Below are 24845 nucleotides of genomic sequence, written 5' to 3' on the forward strand. Positions count from 1 at the left end.
GTGTTAGAAGGCATGAACAACAAGATTAAAGTGATTAAAAGGATGGCGTATGGATACCGGGATAACGATTACTTCTTCCTGAAGATCAAAGCAGCGTTTCCCGGTAAAGTGCGATGAACCTTTTTTAATGGCTGCTCAAAACGTCGTTTTCACCCAACGTCCAGCCAAGGCTAGTTAAACATTTCCAGCAGCTTCACGCCGGGGTCGTCCGAGCGCATAAAGGTTTCACCCACCAAAAACGCATTGACGTTGTGACCGCGCATGGCCAACACATCATCAATGGTCAGAATGCCCGACTCGGTGACCACCAGACGCTCCGAGTCAATGCGATTCAACAGCGAGAAGGTGTGCTCCAGAGACACCTCAAAGGTGTGCAGGTTGCGGTTGTTGATACCGATGAGCTTATTCGGCAGCTTTAGCGCCAGCTCCAGCTCTTGCGCATTGTGCACCTCGACCAGCACATCCATACCCAGCTCATGCGCGAGGGTGTTGAGTCGCTCCATCTGCTCGAAGTCCAGTACCGCGACAATCAATAAAATGCAATCAGCCCCAATGGCGCGGGCTTCGTAGACCTGATATTCATCAACAATAAAATCTTTGCGAATGACCGGCAGCGACGACGCGCTGCGCGCTTCCTGCAAATAACAGTCGGCGCCCTGAAAAAAGTCCACGTCGGTCAGCACGGAGAGACACGCGGCCCCACCTTTTTCGTAACTGATGGCAATTTCTGCCGGGTAGAAATCTTCGCGAATGACCCCTTTGCTCGGTGACGCCTTTTTAATTTCGGCAATCACGGCCGCCTGCCCGGCATTAATTTTATTTTCCATCGCCCGGACAAACCCCCGCGCAGGTGGCTGCTCGGCGATCAACCGTTTTAAATCCTCAATGGAGCGCTGCTGTTGGCGCTCAACGATTTCTTCGCGCTTACGGGCAATGATTTTTTCTAATACCGTGGGGATCTTACTCATACATTCTACCGAGCACGATAGTGCCGGCCTCATTCTTTAAACTTAAAGCCCACCAGCCTGATGACAGTTGCCGGTGATGCGCTGTTTGTCCGCCACGCTTACCGTTATTCCACTAGATGGCCTGCTGAACAACGGATAACTGCGACCTGAAGCCTGTCATTGCGAACGCAGCGTGGCAATCTCTTCGGTCACGCACCACACGAGGAGAGATTGCCGCGCCTTTGGCTCGCAATGACGACTGTATTTCAAAAAGCTCTTTCTTTTTCAAGCGGGCAACGATTACTCGTTGTCTTTTTGGTAGCGAGTGAACGCCGCCAGCTCGGCAATTTTTTCTTTCGCCAACCCACTGCCAATTGCATCCTGCGCCATGCTGACCCCCTCCTGCAAACTGTCGGCAATACCACTGACGTAAATGGCGGCACCGGCATTGAGGGCAATTATGTCGGCGGCTTTTTCAGCCACGGCTGTGCTGCGCTTGCCCAGCGCATCCTGAATCAACGCCAGCGACTGCTCGGCGCTGTCGACGGTTAAGCCGACCAGCGACTGCGACGACAAACCGAAGTCTTCCGGCTGAATGCGGTACACCTCAACCTGGCCGTTTTTTAATTCTGCCACGGTGGTGATGCTGGCAATACTGATTTCATCCAGGCCGTCATCGGCGTGCACCACCAGCACATGCTCACTGCCCAACCGCCCCAACACCTCCGCCAGGGGCTTGCACAGGGCGCCGTTAAACACACCAATCACCTGACGCTTAACACCGGCCGGGTTGGTGAGCGGCCCCAGGATGTTGAACAGGGTGCGCTGGCCAATCTCCTTACGCGGGCCAATGGCGTGCTTCATCGCACTGTGATGTGAGGGCGCAAACATAAAACCCACCCCCAGAGCCTCCACGCAACGAGCCACCTGTTGCGGAGAAATATCCAGCTGCACCCCGGCCGCTTCCAGCACATCGGCACTGCCGGTGGAGCTGGATACCGAACGGTTGCCGTGCTTGGCCACCTTCGCTCCGGCCGCCGCCGCCACAAACGTTGCCGCCGTCGAAACGTTAAACAGGTTGGCCCCATCGCCGCCGGTACCCACCAGATCAATCAGATGATCGCAGCCCAGATCGACCTTGGTGGCCAGCTCGCGCATCACAATGGCCGCACCGGTAATTTCATCAATGCTTTCGCTTTTCATGCGCAGGGCCACCAGCAGCGCACCAATCTGTGCGTCAGTGGCTTCACCCGTCATGACTTGACGCATCACCTGTGTCATTTCATCCTGAGTCAGATCCTGACGCTCAATCAACTTGCCAAGGGCTTCTTTAATATCCATACGCTTACGCCTCCCGCCGGTTGGACTCTAAAAAATTGCGCAGCAGATCGTGGCCGTGCTCGGTCAAAATCGATTCCGGGTGAAACTGCACCCCTTCCACGTCCAGAGTCTTGTGGCGCACGCCCATAATCTCGTCAATCTGGCCGTCTTCGGTCTGCGTCCAGGCGGTGATTTCCAGGCAGTCCGGCAGGCTCTCTTTCTCAATCACCAGCGAGTGATAGCGCGTCGCCCGATAAGGATTGGTCAAGCCGCGAAACACGCCCTTATCGGCGTGGTAGATCGGTGAGGTTTTGCCGTGCATCACTTCTCGGGCGCGCACCACCTTGCCGCCAAACGCCTGACCAATACTCTGGTGGCCCAGGCAAATGCCCAGCAACGGGATACGGCCGGCAAACGTGGTGATGGCCTCAACCGAAATACCCGCTTCGTTGGGCGTACAGGGGCCGGGCGAAACCACAATCTTCTCCGGCGCCATGGCTTCGATATCGGCGATGGTCAATTCGTCGTTGCGCACCACCTTGACGTCCGCCTGCAGTTCGCCAAGGTACTGAACCACGTTGTAGGTAAAGGAGTCGTAATTATCAATCATTAAAATCATGTCAGTGTCCTTTACCCGGGCTATTGTGCAGACTGTTCGGCCAGAGCAATGGCTCTGAACATGGCGCGACGTTTGTTGATGGTTTCTTCCCACTCCAGCGCGGGTACCGAATCGGCGACGATGCCGCCACCGGCCTGCACGTGCAGCTCACCGTCTTTGATCACCGCCGTGCGGATGGCGATGGCGGTATCCATATTGCCATTCCACGCCCAGTAACCCACCGCCCCGCCGTAAACACCGCGTTTCACCGGCTCCAGCTCGTCAATGATTTCCATGGCGCGAATTTTCGGCGCCCCCGACAAAGTGCCCGCCGGCAGAATAGCCCGCAGCGCGTCCATCGCATTCAACTCAGGCTTCAGGTGTCCCTGCACATTGGAAACAATGTGCATGACGTTGGAATAGCGCTCGATGACCATTTCTTCGGTCACCTGCACCTTGCCCACTTCGGCAACGCGACCCACATCATTGCGCCCCAGGTCAATCAGCATCAGGTGTTCGGCAATTTCTTTGGCGTCAGACAGCAAATCTTTTTCCAGCGCCAGATCTTCTTCTTCGGTGGCTCCGCGGGGACGGGTACCGGCGATAGGGCGCACCGTGACTTCGCCCTCTTCCAGCCGCACCAGCACTTCCGGCGAGCTGCCCACCACGTGGAAATCACCGAAATTGAAGGCGTACATATACGGGGTCGGGTTCTGGCTGCGCAGCGCCCGGTACAAATCAATCGGCTCGGCCTTAAAGTCGATGCTCATGCGCTGGGAGGGCACCACCTGCATGCAGTCGCCGGCGAGGATGTATTCTTTCACCGTGTCCACCGCCGCTTCATAATCTTCGCGGGTGAAGCTGGCGCGATAGTCCATGTCAATATCGATGGGCGCCGTAAGGTCCAGCAACTTGCGGGGCGGCAGCGGCTGGCGCAGCTGCTCCAGCAGTGCGTCCAGTCGAGCATCCGCCACAGCGTAGGCGTTATCCTGGGCAGGATCCGCCAACACCACCGCGTGCAGCTTGCCGGCCAGGTTGTCGAACACCACCACCTCATCGGACACCATCAACAGGATGTCGGGGGTGCCCAGCGTGTCCGGATTGACGCTGTTGGCCAGGCGTGGCTCTACGTAGCGCACGCAGTCGTAGCCAAAGTAGCCCACCAGGCCGCCGTTAAAGCGCGGCAGGTTGGGGATATCCGGTATCTGGTAGCGGCCTTTAAATTCTTCCACAAACGCCAGTGGATCTTCGCACTCATGGCGCTCGCTCTCGACACCATCGATCAAAATGGTCGCGGTGTAGCCATCCACCCGCAACACGGTGCGGGCCGGCAAGCCAATGATGGAGTAGCGCCCCCACTTCTCTCCGCCCTGGACCGACTCCAGTAAATAAGAGTAGGCGCCATCGGCTAATTTCAAATAGGTGGATAACGGCGTTTCGAGATCGGCCAGCACTTCGCGGACCAAGGGAATAAAGTTGTAGCCTTGCTTGGCCAACTCACTGAATTGCTCGGGAGACATGGTCAGTCCTTACGGGTAATCGGTAACAAATCGGGTCTGTTTTTCAACGGTTGGCTGTACACAGGTTGGCAATGAACTGAAAACATCAAATTATGCCAATCGACAGCAAGCTCGAGCGGGAGCCCACACATGAACTACGGACGCCATCGTCCCCAGTGGAGGATTGTTGTAACTGAGGGTGGTTTGTTCACGAAAACACCTAAGTCTGCGCTGTCTGCGAGAGAAACCGTGTCCTCGCGCAGGTTATCTTATAGAAAGTCGAATCAAAATCAGGCGCTAGTTTAGCCCCTGGCCCGCGTCCTGTACAGACTGGAGCTGAGACGGCACCGACTAAACCCGTTCACGCACGACCCGGTGGAAGAAATCTTCCAGATTGTCGGCCTGCCAGTCCGGTGCCTCAACCGCAATCGGTTGTCCGTGATTGTAGCCGTAGGTGACCCCCAGCGTGGATACGCCGGCCGCTTTACCGGCCTGTATGTCGCTGCGGGAGTCGCCCACCATCAGAGAGCGGCGGGCATCCACGCTGCGCGAGACCAGCAAGTGCCTTAACGGCGCCGGGTCCGGCTTTTTCTGCGGCAAAGAGTCGCCCCCCAGCCAGTCCACAAAATAACCGTCAATCCCCAGATCCCGGAGCAGGTGCGGCACAAACTCACCCGGCTTGTTGGTGACCAGCGCCATGGCGACGCCCATCTCCGACAACAGCTGCAGCGCCGCTTTCACACCGGGGTAGAGCCTGGAATAATGGCCGCTCAGCCGCCCATAGTGGTGCAGAAAACGCCTTAATGAGGCGCTGTGCAAGGGCTCAGCAACCTCGCTTTCCTTGATCCCGTCGGTGTCAGCCAGAGCCCGGCGCACCAGCATGGCCGCGCCGTTGCCCACCCACAGGCGGACCTTGTCCACACCGGCAGCAGGGCAATGCTGCTCCAACAACATGGCATCCACGGCAGCGGTCAGATCCGGTACACTGTCTACCAGGGTGCCATCCAGATCGAACATCACCAATTCCGGCAGCCGACCACCGAACTGCGCCAGAAAGTGGCGGGCCATCACCACAGCCCCCGCCTCGACGGCCGTGACTTCGGTGCCCGTATCAGAACCCAGCATGGTCAATTATTGCACTTGGGCCAGTTCAGCTCGCATGGCGGCAACGGCCGCCGCGTAGTCGTCCTTGCCAAAAATGGCCGAACCCGCCACAAAGGTGTCCGCCCCGGCGGCGGCAATCTCACGGATATTGTCCGCCGTCACGCCGCCGTCGATCTCCAGGCGGATTGGCAAGTTCAAGGCATCAATCGCGGCGCGGGCTTCACGCAGCTTATCCAGCGTGTAGGGAATAAACTTTTGACCGCCAAAACCGGGGTTGACGGACATCAACAGCAACATGTCCAACTGCGGCAACACGTGCTTGACCGTCTCCAGGGGAGTGGCGGGATTCAAGACCAGTCCGGCCTCGCAGCCAGCTTGCTTAATCAGCTGAATCGAACGATCCACATGACGGGAAGCTTCCGGATGGAAGGTAATGATACTCGCGCCGGCGTCGGCGAACTGAGCGATCATGTCGTCCACCGGCTCCACCATCAGGTGCACATCAATGGGCGCGGTCACCCCGTGCTTGCGCAGGGCCTTGCACACCATCGGCCCGATGGTCAGGTTGGGCACGTAGTGATTATCCATCACATCAAAATGCACAATGTCGGCTCCGGCGGCCAGCACTGCATCCACTTCTTCACCCAGTCGAGCAAAATCTGCCGCTAATATAGAAGGAGCGATCTTAAATTCCTGTTGCATGGGACACCTGTCGTTTCATCGAAATAGGGGGGTGCGCATTGTACTGAAAGTTGACGGCATCGCCCACTGGCATTTTTGAGAGGCCACTCACCCCGGGCGGCCCTCTCTTGCTGCGCAATTCACCTTGGGCGAGTCAGCCCAGGCTGCCCTCTCTTGCTGCGCAATTCACCTTGGGCGAGTGGCGAGTCGAGAGCAGCAAGCTGAAAGTGCCTAGGGAGAAGATAACCTGCTGCTGAGCTTCAGCTCAGCAGGTCGTCCAGTTCCCGCAGGCGCTCGGGGGTGCCGATGTCCCACCACTGCCCCTCGTAGAGCTCGCCATTGAGGCGATTCTGGGCGATGGCTTCCGCCAGCGCTTCGCGCAAGGGGAACGTTTGGCGGCGCTCTGAGTAGGCGCCGATGAGTTCTGGCCGCAGCAGGCTGATGCCGCTGAAGGTATACCCCTGGTCCACCTCGGTGTTGTGAATCACGCAGCCGTCCAGCAGCACAAAATCCCCCTGCCTGTTGTGCCGGGGGTTGGGCACCAGCACCAGACAGCCCAGGCTGTCGGGGGGCAGGGGGTAGTCGAGCAGACGCTCAAACGGGTAATCGGTCCAGACGTCGCCATTGACCAGAATAAAGGGATCATCCCCCAGCCACGGCAGGGCCTGCAAGATGGCACCACCGGTTTCCAGCGGCTCATCCTCGCGGGAGTAGTGAATAGACACCCCCAGCGCGGAACCATCCCCCAGGGCTTGTTCAATCTTGTCCCCCAGGTACGCCACATTGATGAGGAACTCACGCACACCCAGCTCACGCAACCGCTCGATGTGATACACCATGAGCGGCTTACCCCCCACCGGCAGCAAAGGTTTGGGCGTTTCATCGGTCAAGGGGCGCATGCGCTTACCCAACCCGGCCGCCAGGATCATTGCTTTCATTCTAGTCGCCAGTCTCTCTTTGCCCTGTCAAAACGTTTACCCACTCGGCCGACCGGTTACCCGCCGCTCACCGATTGCGGACCCACGGCCTGGTCATTCGCCAGCGGTTTGATAATCGTTGTACCAGTCCTGCTGCTCACACAAAGGTAGCAGCTTCTCCCGGAACCAATAGGTAAAATCGGCAAATTCCGGATAGCCTTCAGCCACTTCCAGGGTATAACGGATCACCAACGGCAGATCCTTCAGGTAACCCGCCTTGCCATCGCGCAACCACAACCGGGCAAAGATGCCCAGCACCTTCAGGTGGCGCTGCAGGCCCATCCAGTCAAACCAGCGCAGGAATCCCTTCTGGGTCACCGGCGCCATCAAGCCCGAATCGACAGCCATGTCACCATACGCCAGCGCCCACTCACGCACCTGCTTGGTCGGCCAGCGCAAATAGCAGTCGCGCAACAGCGACACCAGGTCATAGGTAATCGGACCCCGGACTGCGTCCTGGAAATCAATCACCCCCGGCGGCTGATCGGGGCACACAATCAGGTTGCGGCTGTGATAGTCCCGGTGCACCCACACCTGTGGCTGCTGCAGGGCCGCGCCCTCAAGCTGCAGGTAGAGAGAATCCAGCAGCGAGCGTTCGTCGTCACTCAGTGAATACCCCAACAATTGCGGGATAAACCACTGGTGAAACAATGACATCTCTTCGCGCAGGCGGGCCTGAGTGTAGTGCGGCAAAGTATGCATGCCGTCCCCCTCGGCAGCCGGAATGGTCACCACCGGACACTGCTGCAAACGCATCAGGCTCATCATCGCTTCGCCATACAGTTTGCCCGCCTGACCGGGGTCGGTGATCATTTCCTGATAGAACAGTCGATCCCCGAAATCTTCCACCAGCAAAAAGCCACGCCCAAAGTCAGCCGCAACGATTTCCGGCGTATTGACACCCTGCTCACGCAAGTAGCGTGAAATGGCCACGAAGGCATGGCTGTCCTCCTCTTCTGGAGGGGCAAATACCGCCAGCAAAGTGGGCTGGGTGTTGAGACGAAAGTAATGGCGAAAGCCCGCATCGCCGTCCAGGGCTTGCATCGACAGTGGCAGTGACACCGACGAGCTAACCTTTGCCAGCTGCTGCCCAGCCCACTCCAGCAGTTCCTGTTTGTGCTTTTCGCTTGCTTTGCTGACCACAGCAACCCCCATCCTCAATAATTTGTCTGAATTTTGATTCTAACCGATGCAGAGCCCTGTTTGGTAAGCCTTTTATCCTACCCCGTCACAGGGTCGACTTTGGACAGGACGGTAGCCTAACCAGCACTTCCCAAGTAGAATCGGCCCCTTATTTTTTACAAAAGCAAAAAATACACAGGATTGTTCCTAAATGGCCTTACGGAAATCAGTGCTACGCCAGCATATTCGACGCACGCTCTGCCCATCACAATCGCCCTGGATACTGGCCCTGGGGATGCTGGCTGCCCAACCCATTACGCCGCTGTTTGCCGCAGAAAGTCATACGGAATGGAGCTGCCGTCCGGCCGCCAATAACGCCGGCTGGAACTGCCTCGAAAAGATCGTCCCAGGCCCAGCCTACAAGCGTCCAGCCCACTCCACCGGCAAACGCACCAACGCCGTCGCTGCCGCTGCGGTGGCAAAGCCCCGCAATCTGCCCGCCGCGCAAGTCGACTGGATCGACGAGAGCCTGCTCACCCCGGAACAGCTCGAAACCCTGGCCCCCGGCTGCTGCGGGGTATACCTGGCACCGATGCGCGACGACGCCGAAGCCACTATGGACCCGGAGCAAGCGCCCATGCGCGCCGACGCCAACAGCTCCGAATGGGTCCAGGAATCCAAGGCCATCCTGAAAGGCGACGTCAGGCTGATCCAGGGATATCGTCAACTGGAAGCCGATCAGGCGACGCTGGATCAAAACGCCAACACCGCCCTGCTCGAAGGTAACATCCGCCTGCGAGAGCCCGGCCTGCTGCTCACCGGCTCGCGCGCCGAGATGAACATTGAAACCGGCGCATCCCGCATCGACAACGCCAGCTACCTGGTGCATGAAGGGGGCATTCGCGGTGACTCCGAGGCCATCTCCCTGGCTCCGGACAAAGTCTTTACGCTGGAGGGCGGAACCTTTACCCGCTGCGAACCCGACAGCAACACCTGGTATCTGCGCGGCAGCGAAATCAAAATTGACCCCAATACCCAACAGGGCACCGGCAAACATGTGCGCCTGAACGTGAAAGGGATCCCCGTATTCTACACGCCCTATATCCGTTTTCCGGCCGGCCCGGATCGGCAATCCGGTTTTCTGTTTCCGTCCATCAGTGCCTCCGACAGCGACGGCATTGATGTCGCGGTCCCCTACTACTTTAATCTGGCCCCAAATTACGACCTGACGTTGACACCGCGCTACATTGGCGATCGCGGCGAGATGCTGGAGGCGGAATTGCGCCACCTGTCGAAGAGCTTCAGCACCCGGGTGTCCGGTGCCTACCTGGCCGATGACGACGGTGGCAGCGAAGACCGCCAGGACCTGGTGGACGACGGCACCCTCACCGAAGCGGAAGCCTTCCCGTACCGCGGCGAAGACCGCTGGGTATTTGCGGTGGACCAGATTGGCGGCATGCAGTCACGCTGGTATTCGAAAATTGATTACACCACCGTCAGCGACGTGGATTATTTTCGCGATCTGAACAACGCCAGCCTGCAGGTCAACAGCGCCACCCACCTGAGGAAGCTGGGTGAACTGGGTTATCGCAGCGACAACTGGCTCTACCAGATCCGTGCCGAAGAATTCGAGACGCTCTCCACCACCTCGCAGAAACAGTATAAGCAGCTGCCGCGCGTCAACATCAACGGCAACTATCGCCTGCCCGGCGACCTGGTCCTCAAACTCAATAACGAATACGTCAATTTTGATCACCCGGAAAAAGATGCACGTGCGGTGATTACCGGTGAACGCGCCCGCCTCGATTATGGCCTCACCTGGGACAAGCAATGGTTGTGGGGGTTTTTCAAGCCCAGCGCCATGGTGAAAAGCCTGCACTACCAGCTGGATGACGAATACCTCAATAGCGATGCCAATGATGCACCGTCGTTTACCGCCGCCCAGGGCAGCCTCGACAGCGGGTTGTTTTTTGAGCGCGAGGGGACTTTTTCCGGCAACCGCTATCTGCAGACGTTTGAGCCGCGGCTGTTCTATTTTTACAGCGAGCAGGAAAACCAGGACGATCTGATTAATGTGGTCGGCACCAGCGGCGATGTGGATTTCGACACCGATGAACTCACGTTCAGCTACAATCAGCTGTTCCGGGACACTCGCTTCAGCGGTGGAGATCGCATCGATGACGACAACCGCCTCACCGTCGGCCTGACGTCGCGCATTATTGATCCCGACAATGGCATCGAGCGCTTCAGTGCCAGCCTGGGCCAGATCTTCTACTTCGAAGACCGTGGCATCACCATCACTGAGTCTCTGGAAGACGCCCTCGCGGATGACGATAACCAGCGCAGCGACTCCGAATTTGCCGCGCAACTTTCGGCCCAACTGGGTGATTACTGGCGCTTTCGCACAGACATCACCTGGGACGCCAGGAACAGCGACAAGGTCAGCCTGGGCAGTGCCAGCCTGCGCTATCAGGACGACGAGTTCCGCCTGCTGAACCTGAGCTACCGCTACAATCGCAGAGATCCCTTGCTCAGCGACCCTTACGATATCGATAACGACGGCGACATGACCGATGAAATCGCCCAAACGATCGAACAGGGTGACGTTTCCTTCTCTTGGCCCCTGTTTGGCAACTGGAGCGCGGTTGGGCGCGCAAATTACGACTTTACCCACAATCGTGAACTTGAGACCCTGTTCGGCGTCGAATATAACGACTGCTGTTACCGCGTGCGTCTGGCCGCCCGTAAATGGCTCGACAACGAACTCATCAACAGCGTTCAAAACCTCGATTTGGAAGAAGATCGCGGCATATTTCTGGAATTCCAGCTGAAAGGGCTTGGTAGCCTTGGCAACAAAATCAGCGGCATTCTCAACGATGGCATTTACGGCTACGAAGAACGAGAAGAGACCTTAAAATAAATGATCAACTACAACACATTCAAAACCGGCCTGAAGTCCCTGACGGCCGGCGCAGCGCTGGCCTTCTGTAGCCTCAGCCACAGCCAAACCGTGCCCCTGGACAAGGTCATTGCCGTTGTTGACAACGACGTTGTCATGGCCAGCGAACTCAACCAGCGCATGCGCATGGTGGTGTCGCAACTGCGTGCCAACCAGACGCAATTGCCGCCGGAAGACATTCTCCGCAGCCAGATTACCGAGCAGCTGATTACCGAATCCCTGCAATTGCAAATGGGCCAGCGGGCTGGCGTGCAAGTGGATGAAGCCCAAATTGATGCCGCCATCAACCGCATGAAACAGGCCAACAACATCGGTGACGCTGAATTCGAGCGCCAACTGGCCGCCGACGGCATCAGCATCAACAGCCTGCGCGAGCAGATCCGACGCGATATGATCATTGAGCAGGTGCAGCGCGGCAGCGTCAACCGTCGCATCCGCATCACCGAACAAGAAGTCGAAAACTTCCTGAAATCCAAACAAGGCCGATTCTGGGCCTCACCGGACTTCAATCTGGGCCACATTCTGATCGCGGTCTCTTCGTCTTCCGACAGCGAGACCATCAAGGCGGCCGAAGAGAAAGCCAATAACCTTCGCGCACAAATCCTCAACGGCGCCAATTTTCGTGAGCTGGCCGTGACCGAATCCCAGGGGCAAAATGCGCTCAAAGGCGGTGACCTTGGCTGGAGAAAAACCTCAGAGATGCCGGAGCTGTTCGCCGAGAACATTGAAGGCCTGGAAAAAGGCGATGTAACGCCGCCCCTGCGCAGCGGTGCCGGGTTCCACATCCTCAAGATTTACGACAAACGCGGCGCCCAGGAGCAGGTGATTGAACAGTCCAAAGTGCGTCACATCCTGATCAAGCCGTCGGCCATTCTGACTGACGAGCAAGCCCGACAGAAACTGGCCGATATTCGCCAGCAGATCCTCGACGGTGCCGATTTTGCCGAGATGGCCCGCACCAACTCCGAAGACGTGGGTTCCATGCTCAGCGGTGGCGATCTGGGCTGGTCCCTGCCCGGCAAGTTCGTGCCCGAATTTGAACGCACCATCAACAGCACTCCGGTCGGTGACATTAGCCAGCCTTTCCGCAGCCAGTTCGGCTGGCACATTTTGCAGGTGGAGGAACGTCGCCAGCAGGACATGAGTGAGACCGTGCGCACCAATCAGGCCATGAACCTGTTACGCAGTCGTCGATTCGAGGAAGAGCGCATCAACTGGTTGCAGGAAATTCGCGACGAAGCCTATGTCGAAATCAAAAATGATCCGGCAGACTCCGCGCCATAATCTCAGTCCTGCGCCTTATTGCCAGCCAACGCGGCAACCCAGTAAGATAGAAAACAATCAGGCCTGAGTAACCGGCTGGCATCATCCGGGGCCGGGCTCGCTAGACGCGAGCCCGGCCCTCTTTAACGACAGGAATTGGTCGCTGGCAACGGCGTCCGGCTCCTTAATACCCGGTTCTTTAACATTAAGCACCGCCTCTTGCGATCGACTTTCAGGCCCGCCTATGACGCTACGCCTCGCCCTAACCCCCGGTGAACCCGCCGGCATTGGCCCCGACCTCACCGTGGCCCTGGCCCAGCAGGGCTCAGCCGATGAGGTGGTGGTCATCGCCGACCCGCAACTCCTGAAAGACCGGGCTGAGCAACTGGGCCTGCCGCTGACCCTGCGCGAGTTCCGTGCCGAGCAGCCCCCACAGCCACTGGCTCCAGGCGAACTCTGCGTGCTGCCACTGCCGCTGCCCAGCCCCTGTGAGGCCGGCAAGCTTAACCCCGCCAACGCCGCCTACGTGCTCGACAGCCTGAGGCTGGCTATCGACGGCTGCACCGCCGGCGATTTTGACGCCTACGTCACCGCCCCGGTCCACAAGGGTGTGATCAATGATGCCGGCATCGCATTTTCAGGCCACACCGAATTCCTGGCGGAGCGTACCGCAACCCGCAAGGTGGTGATGATGCTGGCCACAGAAGGCTTACGTGTGGCCCTGGCCACCACCCACCTGCCACTGAAGGACGTACCTGCCGCCATTACCCCGGACAGCCTGGAGCAGGTCATCCGCATCCTGCAACACGACCTGCAGCATCACTTTGGCATTGCCCACCCCAAAATTCTGGTGTGCGGGCTCAACCCCCACGCCGGTGAAAATGGCCACATGGGCAGAGAAGAAATCGACGTCATCGAGCCCACCCTGGCCAGCTTGCGCAAGGAAGGCATCCACCTGATCGGCCCATTACCCGCGGACACACTCTTCACCCCCAAAGTGCTGGATGATGCCGACGCGGTGCTCGCCATGTATCACGATCAGGGCCTACCCGTGTTAAAATTCAAGGGTTTCGGTCAGGCGGTGAACATCACCCTGGGCCTGCCGATCATTCGCACGTCGGTGGATCATGGCACCGCTCTCGACATTGCCGGCAGCGGTAAAGCCGACCTCGGCAGTTTGTTAACCGCATTAGACTACGCTCGTCGCATGGCGATGGCCCGGTCTGTGGCGACGCCCCCATAAGCCGCAGCACGGGCAGCAAGGCAAAAGAAGACATTCAGTGTGCGTTGAGTCGACCTCCGCACAGTAAAGCATTGACCGCCAACACGGCACAGCCAAGACCCCAGATGTTATGAGTAAATCAAAACCCGGTACGGAACACCGTGCCCGCAAACGCTTCGGACAAAACTTTCTCGAAGACGACAACATCATTCGTCGCATCGTCAAATCCATCAGCCCCAAAGCCGAAGACAACCTGGTGGAAATTGGTCCCGGCAAAGGTGCCATCACTGAACAGCTGTTGGCTGCTTGCCCAACCCTCAATGTTGTCGAGCTGGACCGGGACCTGATCCCGATCCTGCTGTCACAGTTTATCGCCAGCTACCCGCAGTTTCAGATTCATCAAACCGACGCGCTCAAGTTTGACTTTGCCAACCTGCTGACCGACGCCCAAGGAGACCCCAAAGGTCCCCTGAGAATTGTCGGGAACTTGCCCTACAATATTTCCACACCATTGATTTTCCATCTGCTGACCTATCAGGCGGACGTCAAGGACATGCATTTTATGCTGCAAAAAGAAGTGGTGGACCGGATGGCGGCGCAGCCGGGCGAAAAAGCTTATGGGCGACTGGGTGTCATGGTGCAGTACTACTGCAAAGTGGAAAACCTGTTTGATGTACCCCCGGAGTGTTTTAACCCTCGCCCCAAAGTAGACTCCGCCATTGTACGGCTGACACCCTATGAACAGCTGCCTCACCCGGCCCGGGATGTGACGTTATTATCGCGACTGGTGAACACCGCGTTTCAACAGCGCCGCAAAACCCTGCGCAACTCACTCAAATTGCTCATGCCCGCCGCCGCCATTGAATCGCTGAACATTGATACCAGCGTGCGTCCAGAGAACATCACCCTGGCGGAATATGTGGCACTGAGCGATAAACTGAAGGACCTGCAGGCCCAGGACTAGAAACTACAAGGTGAATTGCGAAGCAAGAGAGCGCACCCTGGGGTGGAAACTAGAAACTAGAACAGCCTAGCTGTGCCTTGCGCATGATAACGATGAAACAATCATACTGAAGTAGATATATGAGAGAAATACGTGACAGCGTCCGGGTGAGCGTGAAGACACACTACCTCCCGGATCAATCCTCTCCCAGTGAGAAGAAATTTGTGTTTGCCTATACCATAACCTTGCGCAACGAGGGTGACGAGAACGCCCAGTTGATCAGTCGGCGCTGGAAAATCACCGACGCCAATAACGACGTTCAGGAAGTGGCGGGTATCGGCGTGGTCGGAGAACAACCGACGCTGGCTCCCGGGGAAGAGTACACCTACACCAGTGGCTCGGTACTGGAAACGGAAACCGGCACGATGGAAGGCGCCTATCAAATGCGCACCGACAGCGGCGAGGATTTTGACATTCTGATTCCCGCTTTTGCACTCGTGCCACCGCATCGACTGCACTAACCCACACCCTCCACTGAGAACATTATGGCCACCTACGCTGTTGGGGATTTGCAGGGCTGCCTGGAACCGCTGCAATGTCTGTTAAACAAAGTCCAGTTCAATGACGACCGCGATCAGCTGTGGCTCGTCGGCGATCTGGTGAATCGCGGACCACAGTCGCTGGAAACCCTGCAGTTTCTCTACGAGCGACGCGATAACGTCGTTGCCGTACTGGGCAACCACGACTTGCACCTGCTGGCCGTGGCTTATGGCCACCGTCTGCCCTCCGACAGCGATACACTGGACGACATACTCATCACCAAAAAAAGCGAGCGACTGTTTCGCTGGCTGCGTCAGCTACCCTTGCTGCACACCGATGATAAGCTGGGCTTTACCATGGTACACGCGGGCATCCCGCCTCAATGGACCCTCAACAAAGCACAGAAGCGAGCCCGGGAAGTGGAAGCCATTCTGCAGAGCTACCTGTTTGATGAGTTTCTCTCTCACATGTACGGCAATCAGCCAGCCATTTGGGACGGCAAACTCAAAGGGCCTGACCGCTGGCGGATCATCACCAATTACTTCACCCGCATGCGCTTTTGTGACAGCCAGGGGCGACTGGAGCTGCAGGCCAAGAGTGGCGCCAGCAAAGCCCCCAAAGGTTTTGCCCCCTGGTTTTCTCACCCCAAACGCAAAACCCGCGACGACAAAATTATTTTTGGACACTGGGCCGCCCTGGAGGGCTACACCGGTACCGAAAACGTCTACGCGCTGGATTCGGGCTGTGTCTGGGGCGGACACATGACCATGTTCCGACTCGAAGATGAGCATTATTTTTATTGCGACTGCTAGACGGTCGCGCGCCCATTGATTATGGTCTCCACACGCGGCGGATAATGATTAGCCTGTCAGTCCGTCTGCAGCGGTGAAACCGGCGCTCACCGCCGCCAACACTACCCACAGCCACAACCACAACCCAGGCCAGTCTCGTTTACGTCCCCGAGATCACACCCTCGCCACTGCGCGGGAATGTCCCGCCCAATACGTCGTGCCCCCTCCCGGGTCAATGCCCACAAGCAAGATGATCAAAACTCAACTATTGTTGTTTGACACCGCTCGCAGTCTGGCTCCCCTGAACCGCCAATAGCCTTTAGTCATCAGCTGCCGGTTTCTGTTGAATGCCCAACCAATAACTGCGCAGCCATCGACCCGAATATGTGTGATAGCACTCAGAACTGCGACGCCGAGCGTGAGAAGATCAAAAGCGCAAGGAGGAACACTGCGATAAGGAGTGAGGCATATAATGGACAAGAAAATCAGGCCCGCATGCTCCAACCCCTTATGGGGAATGTCGATGCCCGCTCATTGGCAGAACGCCTCGCCCACCAAAGTTGCTTGCAAATTGGGGCACTTCAGCTGGGCACTTTGTCTTGTGGTTCTCTCGCTGATCGGGGCCCATTCTGCCAACGCAGAAACCTTCAGCAATCAGAACCGACAGGGGTTACCGCACTCGTTTCCCAAATCCAGAAGCGTTATCGATGCCTCCAAAGCCCCCTGGAACCGAATCGGTAGCCTCAGTATCGCCGGACGGCAATTTTGCACGGCCACTCTGGTGGCAGACAACCTGATCATCACGGCGGCCCACTGCCTGTGGAACGCGGAGACAAGCAGCTGGTACCCAAGCCAATACATTCACTTTTTAGCCGGCTACCAAAGAGACACTTACAGCGGCCACAGCACCGCCAAACGCCTCCACCCCAATCCAGAGTTCAATCCAAGATCGCAGCCCAATACCGCAAACCTCTTACAGGACTGGGCCCTGGTGGAACTGCAGCAGCCACTGGGAAAAACGCTGGGCGCGTTTAATCTACACGCCAGTCTGGTCTCTGTCGCCGATCAGACTTCTTATGCCGTCGGCCTGGCCGGCTATCGCAGCGATGCGGCAGAAGCGATGAGTCTGGATCAACACTGCCAGCTTCTGCCTCGTCAGACGCCTCCGGCAACGACGCCACAGACAACGTCCCCAATACCGTCTTCAATTGCCCTGCCATCCAACTTGCTGCTGAATAATTGCCACGGGTTACAGGGTGACTCCGGTGCCCCCCTGCTCAAACAGGATGCCGGCGGCGAATGGCAGCTGATCGGGATTCATGTGGCTCGCGTCACCAATCTGCTGCCCCCGTCAGCCCGACTGAAAACAGCGTTGCTGGCAGTGTCAGCCCTGGAGTTTTACGACACCTTTTTGTCGCTGGCTCCCCTGTCAACACAGCCGTTTTTACAAGTGGCTGAACGTTAACGCTGCCCCACCCAGGCACCAGGCTCACCGATCGACCGCTCAACAGGCACATCAACCCACCTGGCCGTCACCCCAGCAGGGGCGCGATCACCAAACTGACAATGGCCATGACATTGATCAGAATGTTCATGGCGGGTCCACTGGTGTCTTTAAACGGGTCCCCCACCGTATCGCCAACCACCACGGCCTTGTGCACCTCGGAGCCTTTCCCGCCCAGATTGCCTTTTTCCACGTATTTCTTGGCGTTATCCCAGGCACCGCCGGCGTTCGCCATGGTCAGCGCCAGCAGCACACAGCTGATTAAGGCGCCACCCAGCATGCCCCCAAGAGCTGCGGGCCCGAGACCAAACCCCACCACAACCGGTGCCAGCACCGCCAACAGACCGGGCATCATCATACGGATCAGTGCCGCCTTGGTGGCAATATCCACGCAGCGACTGCTGTCAGGTTTGGCCGTTCCTTCCATCAGCCCGGGAATTTCGCGAAACTGCCGCCGGATTTCCACAATCATTTCAAACGCGGCATCGCCCACAGCGCGCATCGTCAGGGCACTCACCAAAAAGGGAAAGATGCCCCCCAGAAACATGCCGGTCAACACTTCCGGGTCATTGATGTTGAGGGAAAAGTCGGGCACGTGCAGCGAGACCACTTCGATGTAGGCCGCAATGATCGCCAGCGCCGCCAGACCCGCCGCGCCAATCGCAAACCCCTTGCCGATGGCCGCCGTGGTATTGCCGACTTCATCGAGGCTGTCAGTAATGGCTCGGGTCTCCGCGCCCAGGTTGGCCATTTCGGCGATACCGCCAGCGTTATCCGCCACCGGCCCGTAAGCGTCAATGGCCATGGTGATACCCACCGTCGCCAACATACCCACTGCGGCAATGCCCACACCGTAGACCCCGGCGCCCTCTGGCAACAACCAACTGGTGGTATAAATAATTCCGGCAATCATCAGTACCGGCACCACCACCGATTGCATGCCCGTTGCCAGGCCCGCAATCATCACCGTGGCCGGCCCGGTCTGGCCACCCTCGGCAATCAATCGCACCGGGCGCCCGCCCGTGTAATATTCGGTCACCAGACCAATAACAATACCGCCCACGGCACCACTGACAACACACAACCAGACATTGCTATCAATGCCCAGGAAGCGGATCAGTACCATGGAGGCCAATATAAACAGCACAGAAGCACCTATCGTTCCCAACCGCAGTGCCTTTTCGGGTGAGAGCGACGAGGCCAGCCTGACCAGAATAATCCCCAGCACGGAACAGATAAGTCCCACCGAGGCCAGCGCCAGAGGGGCAAACATCAACTGGTTTCGGGCGCCCCCCAACAGTTCCACCGCGGCCAGATTCATGGTCGAGGCAATGGCGATGGAGGCGATCATAGAGCCGCAATAGGACTCAAAAATATCCGACCCCATGCCCGCCACATCGCCCACATTGTCACCGACATTGTCGGCAATGACCCCGGGGTTGCGAGGATCATCCTCCGGGATTCCAGCCTCCACTTTACCCACTAAATCCGCAGCCACATCGGCGCTTTTGGTAAAGATGCCGCCGCCCACCCGGGAGAACAGTGCGACCGTGGACGCCCCCATACCAAAGCCGTGAATGGCTTCAACGTGCTCAGCGTTGGAGCCAAACCACAAATACAAACCGCCCAGCCCCAGCAGCCCCATGGACGCCACAACCAAGCCCATGATCGAGCCACCGAGAAAAGCCACGCTTAAGGCGGCACCGGCTCCCTGCTCGTTCGCCGCCACGGTGGTGCGGACATTCGCCTGGGTAGCGGTGTACATGCCTATATAGCCTGCCCCGCCAGAACACAGGGCCCCCACCACAAACGCCAGCGGGGTGTAATAATGCTGAAAGGCCAGCGCCAGAAAGACGGTAATGAGCACCACAAACACCGCCAGCACACTGTACTCGCGGCGCATAAACACCATGGCCCCCTGATGAATGGCATCCGCGATTTCCACCACCAGGCCCTCACCGGGACGATAACGTTTAACCAGGCAATAAATCAGGAAAGCAATCAGAAGTCCCGCCCCGCCCAGCAAGGGGGGCAAAATAAGTAGGTTCATAATCATCCCTCAGTCGTTATTATCAGGTCTCCCGGCAACCATCTTGCACCCAACCATCCTGAGACCCTGGCACAGGCTGTTCCAGCCGCAGACACCCAACTCTCCCACGCATCAATCCACGATACGCTTGCAACGACTGTTCAGGGCTTCGCCCCAATCCACCTCCCTTCAGTCTAGCAACGGCCCGCCACCCTGCAACGAACCGGCGCCGATTCAGAAAATAACGCGGTGCGAGAGCACGCTGCAGCGGACAGTTCCGGCGGCCAACCCAAGGGCCGAGTGGGTTGCGCCTCAACGCCACCGGCCTGAAAACAGCCGCCGTCAAAAGCCACCTGCCTAAACCGGTTGTCTAAACCGGTTGTCTAAACCGGTTGTCTAAAACAATGCCTCAGGAGCCAATTTGTTGCCATTAGCGGACTTGCCGGCGGGGTTTAATTGAGCTGTCGCTGGATTGTGGTAGAATCGCGCCCAATTTAAACGACCTGTGGAATCGCGATCATGAGCTACGATCAAGTATCGGCCGGTAAAGACCTGCCAAACGACATTAATGTTATTATTGAAATCCCCCTCAACGGCGACCCCATCAAATACGAAGTGGACAAAGATTCCGGTGAAATCTTTGTTGATCGTATGCTCGGTACCGCGATGCACTACCCTGCCAACTACGGCTACGTTCCTCACACCTTGTGTGGTGACGGTGATCCAGTAGATGTTATGGTCGTGATGCCTCTGGCGGTTGTCTCCGGTGCCGTGATTCGCTGTCGCCCGGTAGGCGTACTGAAAATGACCGACGATGGCGGCGAAGATGCCAAGATCATCGCCGTACCTCACGAGAAGGTCACCCCGCTGTACAAAGACGTCAACGACATCAGCGACCTGCCAGAGCTGACGCTCAGCCAGATTTCTCACTTCTTCCAGCACTACAAAGATCTGGAGCCCGGCAAGTGGGTCAAAATTGAAGGTTGGGGTAACGCTGAAGAAGCCCGCAAGGAAATTATCGACGCGGTGGCCAACTTCGAAAACGCCAAGGAAAAGCCACACTTCTAACAGTGCCTGCTGATTCTGTGTTACATAAAAAAAGCCGCTCATCAGCGGCTTTTTTTATGGCGTTTAACCCGCCGCGAGCCAAAGACTCCCGGCACGCTCAGTCCTCTTTCAATGACAGTCCGCTGATGTCGGGAGTCACATCGGGAAGATCCCTTTTTAACTGCCCCATGTCTGCGCCCACGGGTGCCAGGTCCACGTCTGGCAACTCAATCGCCACCGCCGGCGTTGACACTTTTTCACTGTCTCGCAGCAGGTCTTCACCCGGTTCGCTCAAGCCGTATTGCTCCCCCCGCACGGCCACAGGCTCGACCACTGTGCGTTCATCGGCGTCGAGCAGATCGTCCCCCGGCGGCCGCAACGTGATCTGGCTGACATCCACAACCGGCGTGGTCGGTCGGGGCTTCTCTTGCCCCTCCAGCAAATCAACACCCACCGGGGCCAGGGACAACCCCGTCTGCGGCGCCGGCTTCGTCATGGACGCGGGCTCAGAGCTCGACCCGGATGGCGAGAGAGAATCCGCCGATGCCGCGCTTACCGGTGTCGATGTTGCTGGCGTGTTCTGTTCTGCGGCTTCAACCTGCTGAGGCTCCTGCCTGGCTTTTTCAGCGATCTGTTTTGCCTGTTGGGCTTCCTGCAACGCCAGCCGTTGCTGCAACGTCATTGGCTGCGCCGCAGCGGCGGTTGACTCCCGCGGCGGCGCAGCTGGCCGGGCACGTACCTTGCCGGCTTCAGCCAGCTGCACCGCAGCCCCGGCTTTGTGCAGCACGGATTGGTATTTTTCGGCCGTGGCCTGATCCAAATTGCGCTTGAGTGGTACCGCCCCACCGGTAAACAGCGCATTGATTTTAACCACGTCGGTCTTGAACAACTGGGCCAATTTCGCTTTAACCTCCGGCAGCCGATGGCCGGGTAAGATATCACCGCGAAAGATGAGGTCGTACAGAGGCTGAGGGGATTGAGTCATGAGACAGTCTATGCTTATTTGGCGTCAATTAAGTCTTTTCATCATAGCACCGCTTGTAAGCAAAATCTCACACGCAATTCAGCCTTTTCGCACTGGCGCAACTCGCTTCACTTGATCATACTTAGACAAAGGGATGCTCCAATCTGTACATAACACTCAAGGAATGAATACCGTTATGCCCCACTGCCAAACTCTCGTCATTGGCGATCAGCGTGTCCAAATCGCCTCGATCACCCAAACACTCCACGATGAAATTTTCTTCCTGCAAGACCGAATTGCCTTGCTTAAACGGCAATCCGTCGAGAACTCCGGCGTCCTGATCACTTACCAAGATCTCCTGGAAAGCCGCATCTCCGTGCTCCACTGGCTGAACAATTACAGTTCCGGTGCCGAGCAGGTGACACATTAACGCCAAGAGACACGGCTCAGCGTTGACTGTGACGCACCTGATCGAGAACCATACACTGCGGCCGCCGCTGCCCTGAAAACTTGACGCTGAAGCCCTATTCCAACTCAACTGACAAGGACGTCAAAGATCATGAAAAACGACCTTAACCGCAACATGAACATCATGGGAGCCGGGCATTTTGCCCCGCAGAACCCACACTCGACGGCCGCCAAAAGTGCGATCAAAAAGAAACCCTACCCGCAACGCCAATCCAGCCTGAGCGATAAGGAAACCAACAGCACCCTCTTGCTCAATCAGTTACACGCGGAGATTGAATCCCTGAGCCGACGCATCAACTTGCTGCAACAGGACAACCAGCCCAACCTGGATTTGGTGCAGCATCTGGGCCGAATTCTGCAGAGTCGGCAATCTGTTTTACACGGGTTGTGATGGAGAGGCGGGCCTGAACCGGCTTCAACCCGGCCCGAACACTCGGGCTGGGGGGGTAATCGCTTCGACTAACCAGCAGCGACACCAGATGAGTTATAACGAGATGGTCCGCCCCGCCCTGGAGGCCTTGACCGGTCGAACGTTCAACCGGGGAGATTGTCCTGCGAGTCATCCCCCAGGTTGTGGTCCATATTCAGGGCCGGCTCCTGGCACTGGGGCCGACCTACAATCCTGGCCGGAACGCCCGCCACCGTCGTGTGCGCTGGCACCGACTCCAGCACCACACTGCCGGCCCCCACCTTGGCGCCCTCGCCAATCGTGACACCGCCGAGTATTTTCGCCCCGGCACTGATTAACACCCCGCGCCCAATCTTCGGGTGGCGATCTCCCCCCAGGCATCCGGACCCACCCAGGGTCACCGAGTGCAACATAGAGACATCATCCCCGATCACGGCAGTTTCACCCACCACCACACCGGTCGCGTGGTCGATCATAATTCCCTGACCAATCTTTGCCCCGGGGTGAATGTCCACACCGAAGGCCTGTGAAATCTGATTCTGTAAATAGAGCGCGAGGGACTTGCGGTTGCGCAACCACAACCAGTGACTGACTCGCTGCGCCTGCAGCGCATGATAGCCTTTGAAATACAGGAACGGCATGGTGAATTTGTCACAGGCGGCATCGCGGTCTTTGTAGGCCTTGATGTCCGCTCGCATCGCCTGACCTATGGTCGGGTCACAGGCCAGGGCCTCTTCAAACACCTCCCGCACGGTCATTGCCTGCACCGTTGAGCTGTCGAGCTTGTTGGCCATATGAAAACTGATGGCCGCCTCAAAACTGAGGTGGTTCAAAATAGCGGCGTGGTAATAGCTGGCCAGCATGGGTTCATCACGGCTGGCCTCTTCCGCTTCGGCCCGAATGGCCTGCCAGATAAAATCTTCAGCGTCGCTATGATCAGCGGTCGCATTGACCAAACCGCCCACGGCGGGGGCATCGTGTGGCATGACAAGATCCTCTTTTGCTCGTGAGCCCAGCTTAGCACAGGCGCCCGTTTTACACATGCGCGGCCGGGTTACGACGCTGCGCCGTCCGTCAGCTCCAGCGCCACATAGCGGCGGTAAATCTCCTCGGCATGCGGGGTAATTTCGTCGGCCAACGGCCAGGCCCCACTGTGCAATAAGTGCTCGAACACCGAAAAATCGAACTCCGACAACAAGTCATCGGCCAACGGGCGATAACTGATGTGCCAGGGCTCGGGAGCCACCGCGCCCCGGTCTCGATCGTAAGGGTGAAAAAAACCTTCACTGCGGCCCTCGGCGATGGCGTCATCCAACCACTGGCGAAACGCCGCAAACGGACCGCCATCCGCGTATTCTTCCGGCACCAACTGCAACTGATAATCCGCATCGACAGCCGCAGCGTCGTACACATCCAGATCGGTGCCCCAGTGATGACGGGACGTTCCCGGCAGCGCCGACCAGCGTAAAATGGACCACAACAGCTCTTCCCGGCTCAATCGCTCTGGCTCCAGGCGCGCGCCATCGGCGGCCAACACCGGTCGCCGACCGGCCACCTTGTCCCGCCAGATTACTTGTTGACGGTCAAACCCCCGAAAGCTGCTGGCAATGGCCAGTTCGAACCCGGCTGAAGCTGCCTTATCGCGCAGCCGTTCCAGTGCCGGTAATACCTCTTGGTGCACCAGAAAACCGCTCCAGCCGGTCACAAGGTGAGATTCCGTTTGCCCGGTGAGGATGGTGTAGCGTTTATGTCTCATAATCAAAGGCCGGATTTGCCATCATGTAATAAGCATGTATTATAACGGTTCGACCTATGAGTCGAAGAGAGAAAGAATAAATAAAATAAATACTCAACTTATGGGGACTCGCCGTTGTGACAGACAGTCATAGTGATTTGCTCCAGCTAAAGAATCTGGGGGCCGCCTCAGTGAATATATTACACGCCATTGGCGTCAATTCTTACGCTGACCTAAAACATATGGGCCCTGTTGAGGCCTACATTCGCATTAAAAATCGCGGCATTCACGTATCAAAAGTCATGCTTTACGCTTTGCAAGGTGCGCTTCTTGGTGTCCACTGGAATGATCTGGACCCCAGAGTAAAGCAACAACTGCTGGAAGAGGCTGAATCGGTTCAAGCCAGCCAATCCTGATCGTCAGGAGGGGGCGCAGGTCCAACCCTGCAGGGCCTTGCCCCACTTGCCTCCTGAGGAAGGCGTTGATGGCGGGCTGCTTATCCCCGCAGTGATCGATCCGACTCACAAGGCCCGCCAGCGCCGGTATCACACCAACACCCCACGTCCAAAGTCAGCATAAATTTAAATATGCGTCAGCCCTAAAAGATGAGAAACATTCTTATTGACACCTCAAATGAGAATAACTATTATTATCGCATCGCCTCTTCGGAAGCGGCTGGGTTTAGGTCCTCATGACCTTCTCTCCTAAACAGGCTAATCACGG

General features: G+C 57.5%; 24 protein-coding genes. 12 read left to right on the forward strand and 12 right to left on the reverse strand.

All coding sequences use genetic code 11. The features are described from left to right. On the forward strand, positions 1-117 hold a 117-nt coding region (locus G8770_RS13100; protein ID WP_148079186.1), incomplete at its 5' end, for a transposase. 53 nt (positions 118-170) lie between these two features. Here G8770_RS13100 and trpC read toward each other — a convergent pair. The 8 genes from trpC to G8770_RS13140 form a co-directional block, all read right to left on the reverse strand. Next, positions 171-968: an indole-3-glycerol phosphate synthase TrpC gene (trpC, locus tag G8770_RS13105; RefSeq protein WP_167187362.1), complete on the reverse strand. Its 798-nt coding sequence runs from the start codon at positions 966-968 to the stop codon at positions 171-173. 279 nt (positions 969-1247) lie between these two features. Beyond that, positions 1248-2288 carry an anthranilate phosphoribosyltransferase gene (trpD, locus tag G8770_RS13110; RefSeq protein ID WP_167187365.1) on the reverse strand — a complete coding sequence of 347 codons (1041 nt, stop codon included), beginning with the start codon at positions 2286-2288 and terminating at the stop codon, positions 1248-1250. Positions 2289-2292: 4 nt separating this feature from the next. After that, a complete protein-coding gene (locus G8770_RS13115; protein ID WP_167187368.1) occupies positions 2293-2886 on the reverse strand; it encodes an aminodeoxychorismate/anthranilate synthase component II in 594 nt (197 codons plus the stop codon). Positions 2887-2906: 20 nt separating this feature from the next. Beyond that, positions 2907-4385, reverse strand: coding sequence for an anthranilate synthase component I (gene trpE, locus G8770_RS13120; protein ID WP_167187371.1), 1479 nt, complete (start codon positions 4383-4385; stop codon positions 2907-2909). A gap of 330 nt (positions 4386-4715) precedes the next feature. Continuing rightward, the gene (locus G8770_RS13125) at positions 4716-5489 is read right to left on the reverse strand and encodes a phosphoglycolate phosphatase (protein WP_243760488.1); all 774 of its coding nucleotides are present in this window, start codon (positions 5487-5489) and stop codon (positions 4716-4718) included. A 6-nt stretch (positions 5490-5495) separates the two neighbouring features. Further along, a complete protein-coding gene (gene rpe / locus G8770_RS13130) occupies positions 5496-6170 on the reverse strand; it encodes a ribulose-phosphate 3-epimerase (protein ID WP_167187374.1) in 675 nt (224 codons plus the stop codon). A gap of 239 nt (positions 6171-6409) precedes the next feature. Further along, entirely contained in the window at positions 6410-7087 is a 678-nt protein-coding gene (murU, locus tag G8770_RS13135; protein WP_167187377.1) for an N-acetylmuramate alpha-1-phosphate uridylyltransferase MurU, read from the reverse strand. A 93-nt stretch (positions 7088-7180) separates the two neighbouring features. After that, the gene (locus G8770_RS13140) at positions 7181-8269 is read right to left on the reverse strand and encodes a phosphotransferase (protein WP_208022247.1); all 1089 of its coding nucleotides are present in this window, start codon (positions 8267-8269) and stop codon (positions 7181-7183) included. 190 nt (positions 8270-8459) lie between these two features. On the opposite strand from G8770_RS13140, the gene G8770_RS13145 reads away from it, so the two are divergent. From G8770_RS13145 to G8770_RS13175, 7 genes are all read left to right on the forward strand, one after another. Next, positions 8460-11168 (forward strand): LPS-assembly protein LptD, encoded by a 2709-nt coding sequence (locus tag G8770_RS13145; protein WP_167187383.1) that lies wholly within the window; start codon positions 8460-8462, stop codon positions 11166-11168. Beyond that, on the forward strand, positions 11169-12491 hold the full coding sequence (locus G8770_RS13150; RefSeq protein WP_167187386.1) for a peptidylprolyl isomerase: 1323 nt from the start codon (positions 11169-11171) through the stop codon (positions 12489-12491). A 223-nt stretch (positions 12492-12714) separates the two neighbouring features. Further along, positions 12715-13713 carry a 4-hydroxythreonine-4-phosphate dehydrogenase PdxA gene (pdxA, locus tag G8770_RS13155; protein WP_167187388.1) on the forward strand — a complete coding sequence of 333 codons (999 nt, stop codon included), beginning with the start codon at positions 12715-12717 and terminating at the stop codon, positions 13711-13713. A 109-nt stretch (positions 13714-13822) separates the two neighbouring features. Then, positions 13823-14656 carry a 16S rRNA (adenine(1518)-N(6)/adenine(1519)-N(6))-dimethyltransferase RsmA gene (gene rsmA, locus G8770_RS13160; protein WP_167187391.1) on the forward strand — a complete coding sequence of 278 codons (834 nt, stop codon included), beginning with the start codon at positions 13823-13825 and terminating at the stop codon, positions 14654-14656. Between the two features lie 119 nt (positions 14657-14775). Continuing rightward, positions 14776-15156, forward strand: a complete 381-nt coding sequence (apaG, locus tag G8770_RS13165) for a Co2+/Mg2+ efflux protein ApaG (RefSeq protein WP_167187394.1) — start codon at positions 14776-14778, stop codon at positions 15154-15156. A gap of 24 nt (positions 15157-15180) precedes the next feature. Next, positions 15181-15987 carry a symmetrical bis(5'-nucleosyl)-tetraphosphatase gene (locus tag G8770_RS13170; protein WP_167187397.1) on the forward strand — a complete coding sequence of 269 codons (807 nt, stop codon included), beginning with the start codon at positions 15181-15183 and terminating at the stop codon, positions 15985-15987. A 451-nt stretch (positions 15988-16438) separates the two neighbouring features. Further along, a complete protein-coding gene (locus G8770_RS13175) occupies positions 16439-17431 on the forward strand; it encodes a trypsin-like serine peptidase (protein WP_167187399.1) in 993 nt (330 codons plus the stop codon). A gap of 67 nt (positions 17432-17498) precedes the next feature. On the opposite strand, the gene G8770_RS13180 is transcribed toward G8770_RS13175, so the two are convergent. Continuing rightward, positions 17499-19520, reverse strand: coding sequence for a sodium-translocating pyrophosphatase (locus tag G8770_RS13180; RefSeq protein WP_167187402.1), 2022 nt, complete (start codon positions 19518-19520; stop codon positions 17499-17501). Positions 19521-20018: 498 nt separating this feature from the next. On the opposite strand from G8770_RS13180, the gene ppa reads away from it, so the two are divergent. Beyond that, positions 20019-20567 (forward strand): inorganic diphosphatase, encoded by a 549-nt coding sequence (ppa, locus tag G8770_RS13185; protein ID WP_167187407.1) that lies wholly within the window; start codon positions 20019-20021, stop codon positions 20565-20567. A 97-nt stretch (positions 20568-20664) separates the two neighbouring features. Here ppa and G8770_RS13190 read toward each other — a convergent pair whose 3' ends face one another. After that, complete coding sequence (locus tag G8770_RS13190; RefSeq protein WP_167187411.1) at positions 20665-21531, reverse strand: hypothetical protein; 867 nt, start codon at positions 21529-21531, stop codon at positions 20665-20667. Between the two features lie 175 nt (positions 21532-21706). On the opposite strand from G8770_RS13190, the gene G8770_RS13195 reads away from it, so the two are divergent. Continuing rightward, entirely contained in the window at positions 21707-21940 is a 234-nt protein-coding gene (locus tag G8770_RS13195) for a hypothetical protein (RefSeq protein WP_167187414.1), read from the forward strand. A 129-nt stretch (positions 21941-22069) separates the two neighbouring features. After that, positions 22070-22369, forward strand: coding sequence for a hypothetical protein (locus tag G8770_RS13200; RefSeq protein WP_167187417.1), 300 nt, complete (start codon positions 22070-22072; stop codon positions 22367-22369). 143 nt (positions 22370-22512) lie between these two features. Here G8770_RS13200 and cysE read toward each other — a convergent pair whose 3' ends face one another. Further along, positions 22513-23373: a serine O-acetyltransferase gene (gene cysE / locus G8770_RS13205; RefSeq protein ID WP_167187419.1), complete on the reverse strand. Its 861-nt coding sequence runs from the start codon at positions 23371-23373 to the stop codon at positions 22513-22515. A gap of 68 nt (positions 23374-23441) precedes the next feature. Beyond that, complete coding sequence (locus tag G8770_RS13210; protein ID WP_167187459.1) at positions 23442-24143, reverse strand: M15 family metallopeptidase; 702 nt, start codon at positions 24141-24143, stop codon at positions 23442-23444. Between the two features lie 116 nt (positions 24144-24259). Here G8770_RS13210 and G8770_RS13215 point away from each other — a divergent pair, with 116 nt between their 5' ends. Continuing rightward, positions 24260-24538 (forward strand): TfoX/Sxy family DNA transformation protein, encoded by a 279-nt coding sequence (locus tag G8770_RS13215; protein ID WP_167187462.1) that lies wholly within the window; start codon positions 24260-24262, stop codon positions 24536-24538. Positions 24539-24845: the final 307 nt, after the last annotated feature.

This window comes from Pseudomaricurvus hydrocarbonicus (assembly GCF_011602365.1).
In the GTDB taxonomy this organism is placed as follows: Bacteria; Pseudomonadota; Gammaproteobacteria; order Pseudomonadales; family Cellvibrionaceae; genus Pseudomaricurvus; species Pseudomaricurvus hydrocarbonicus.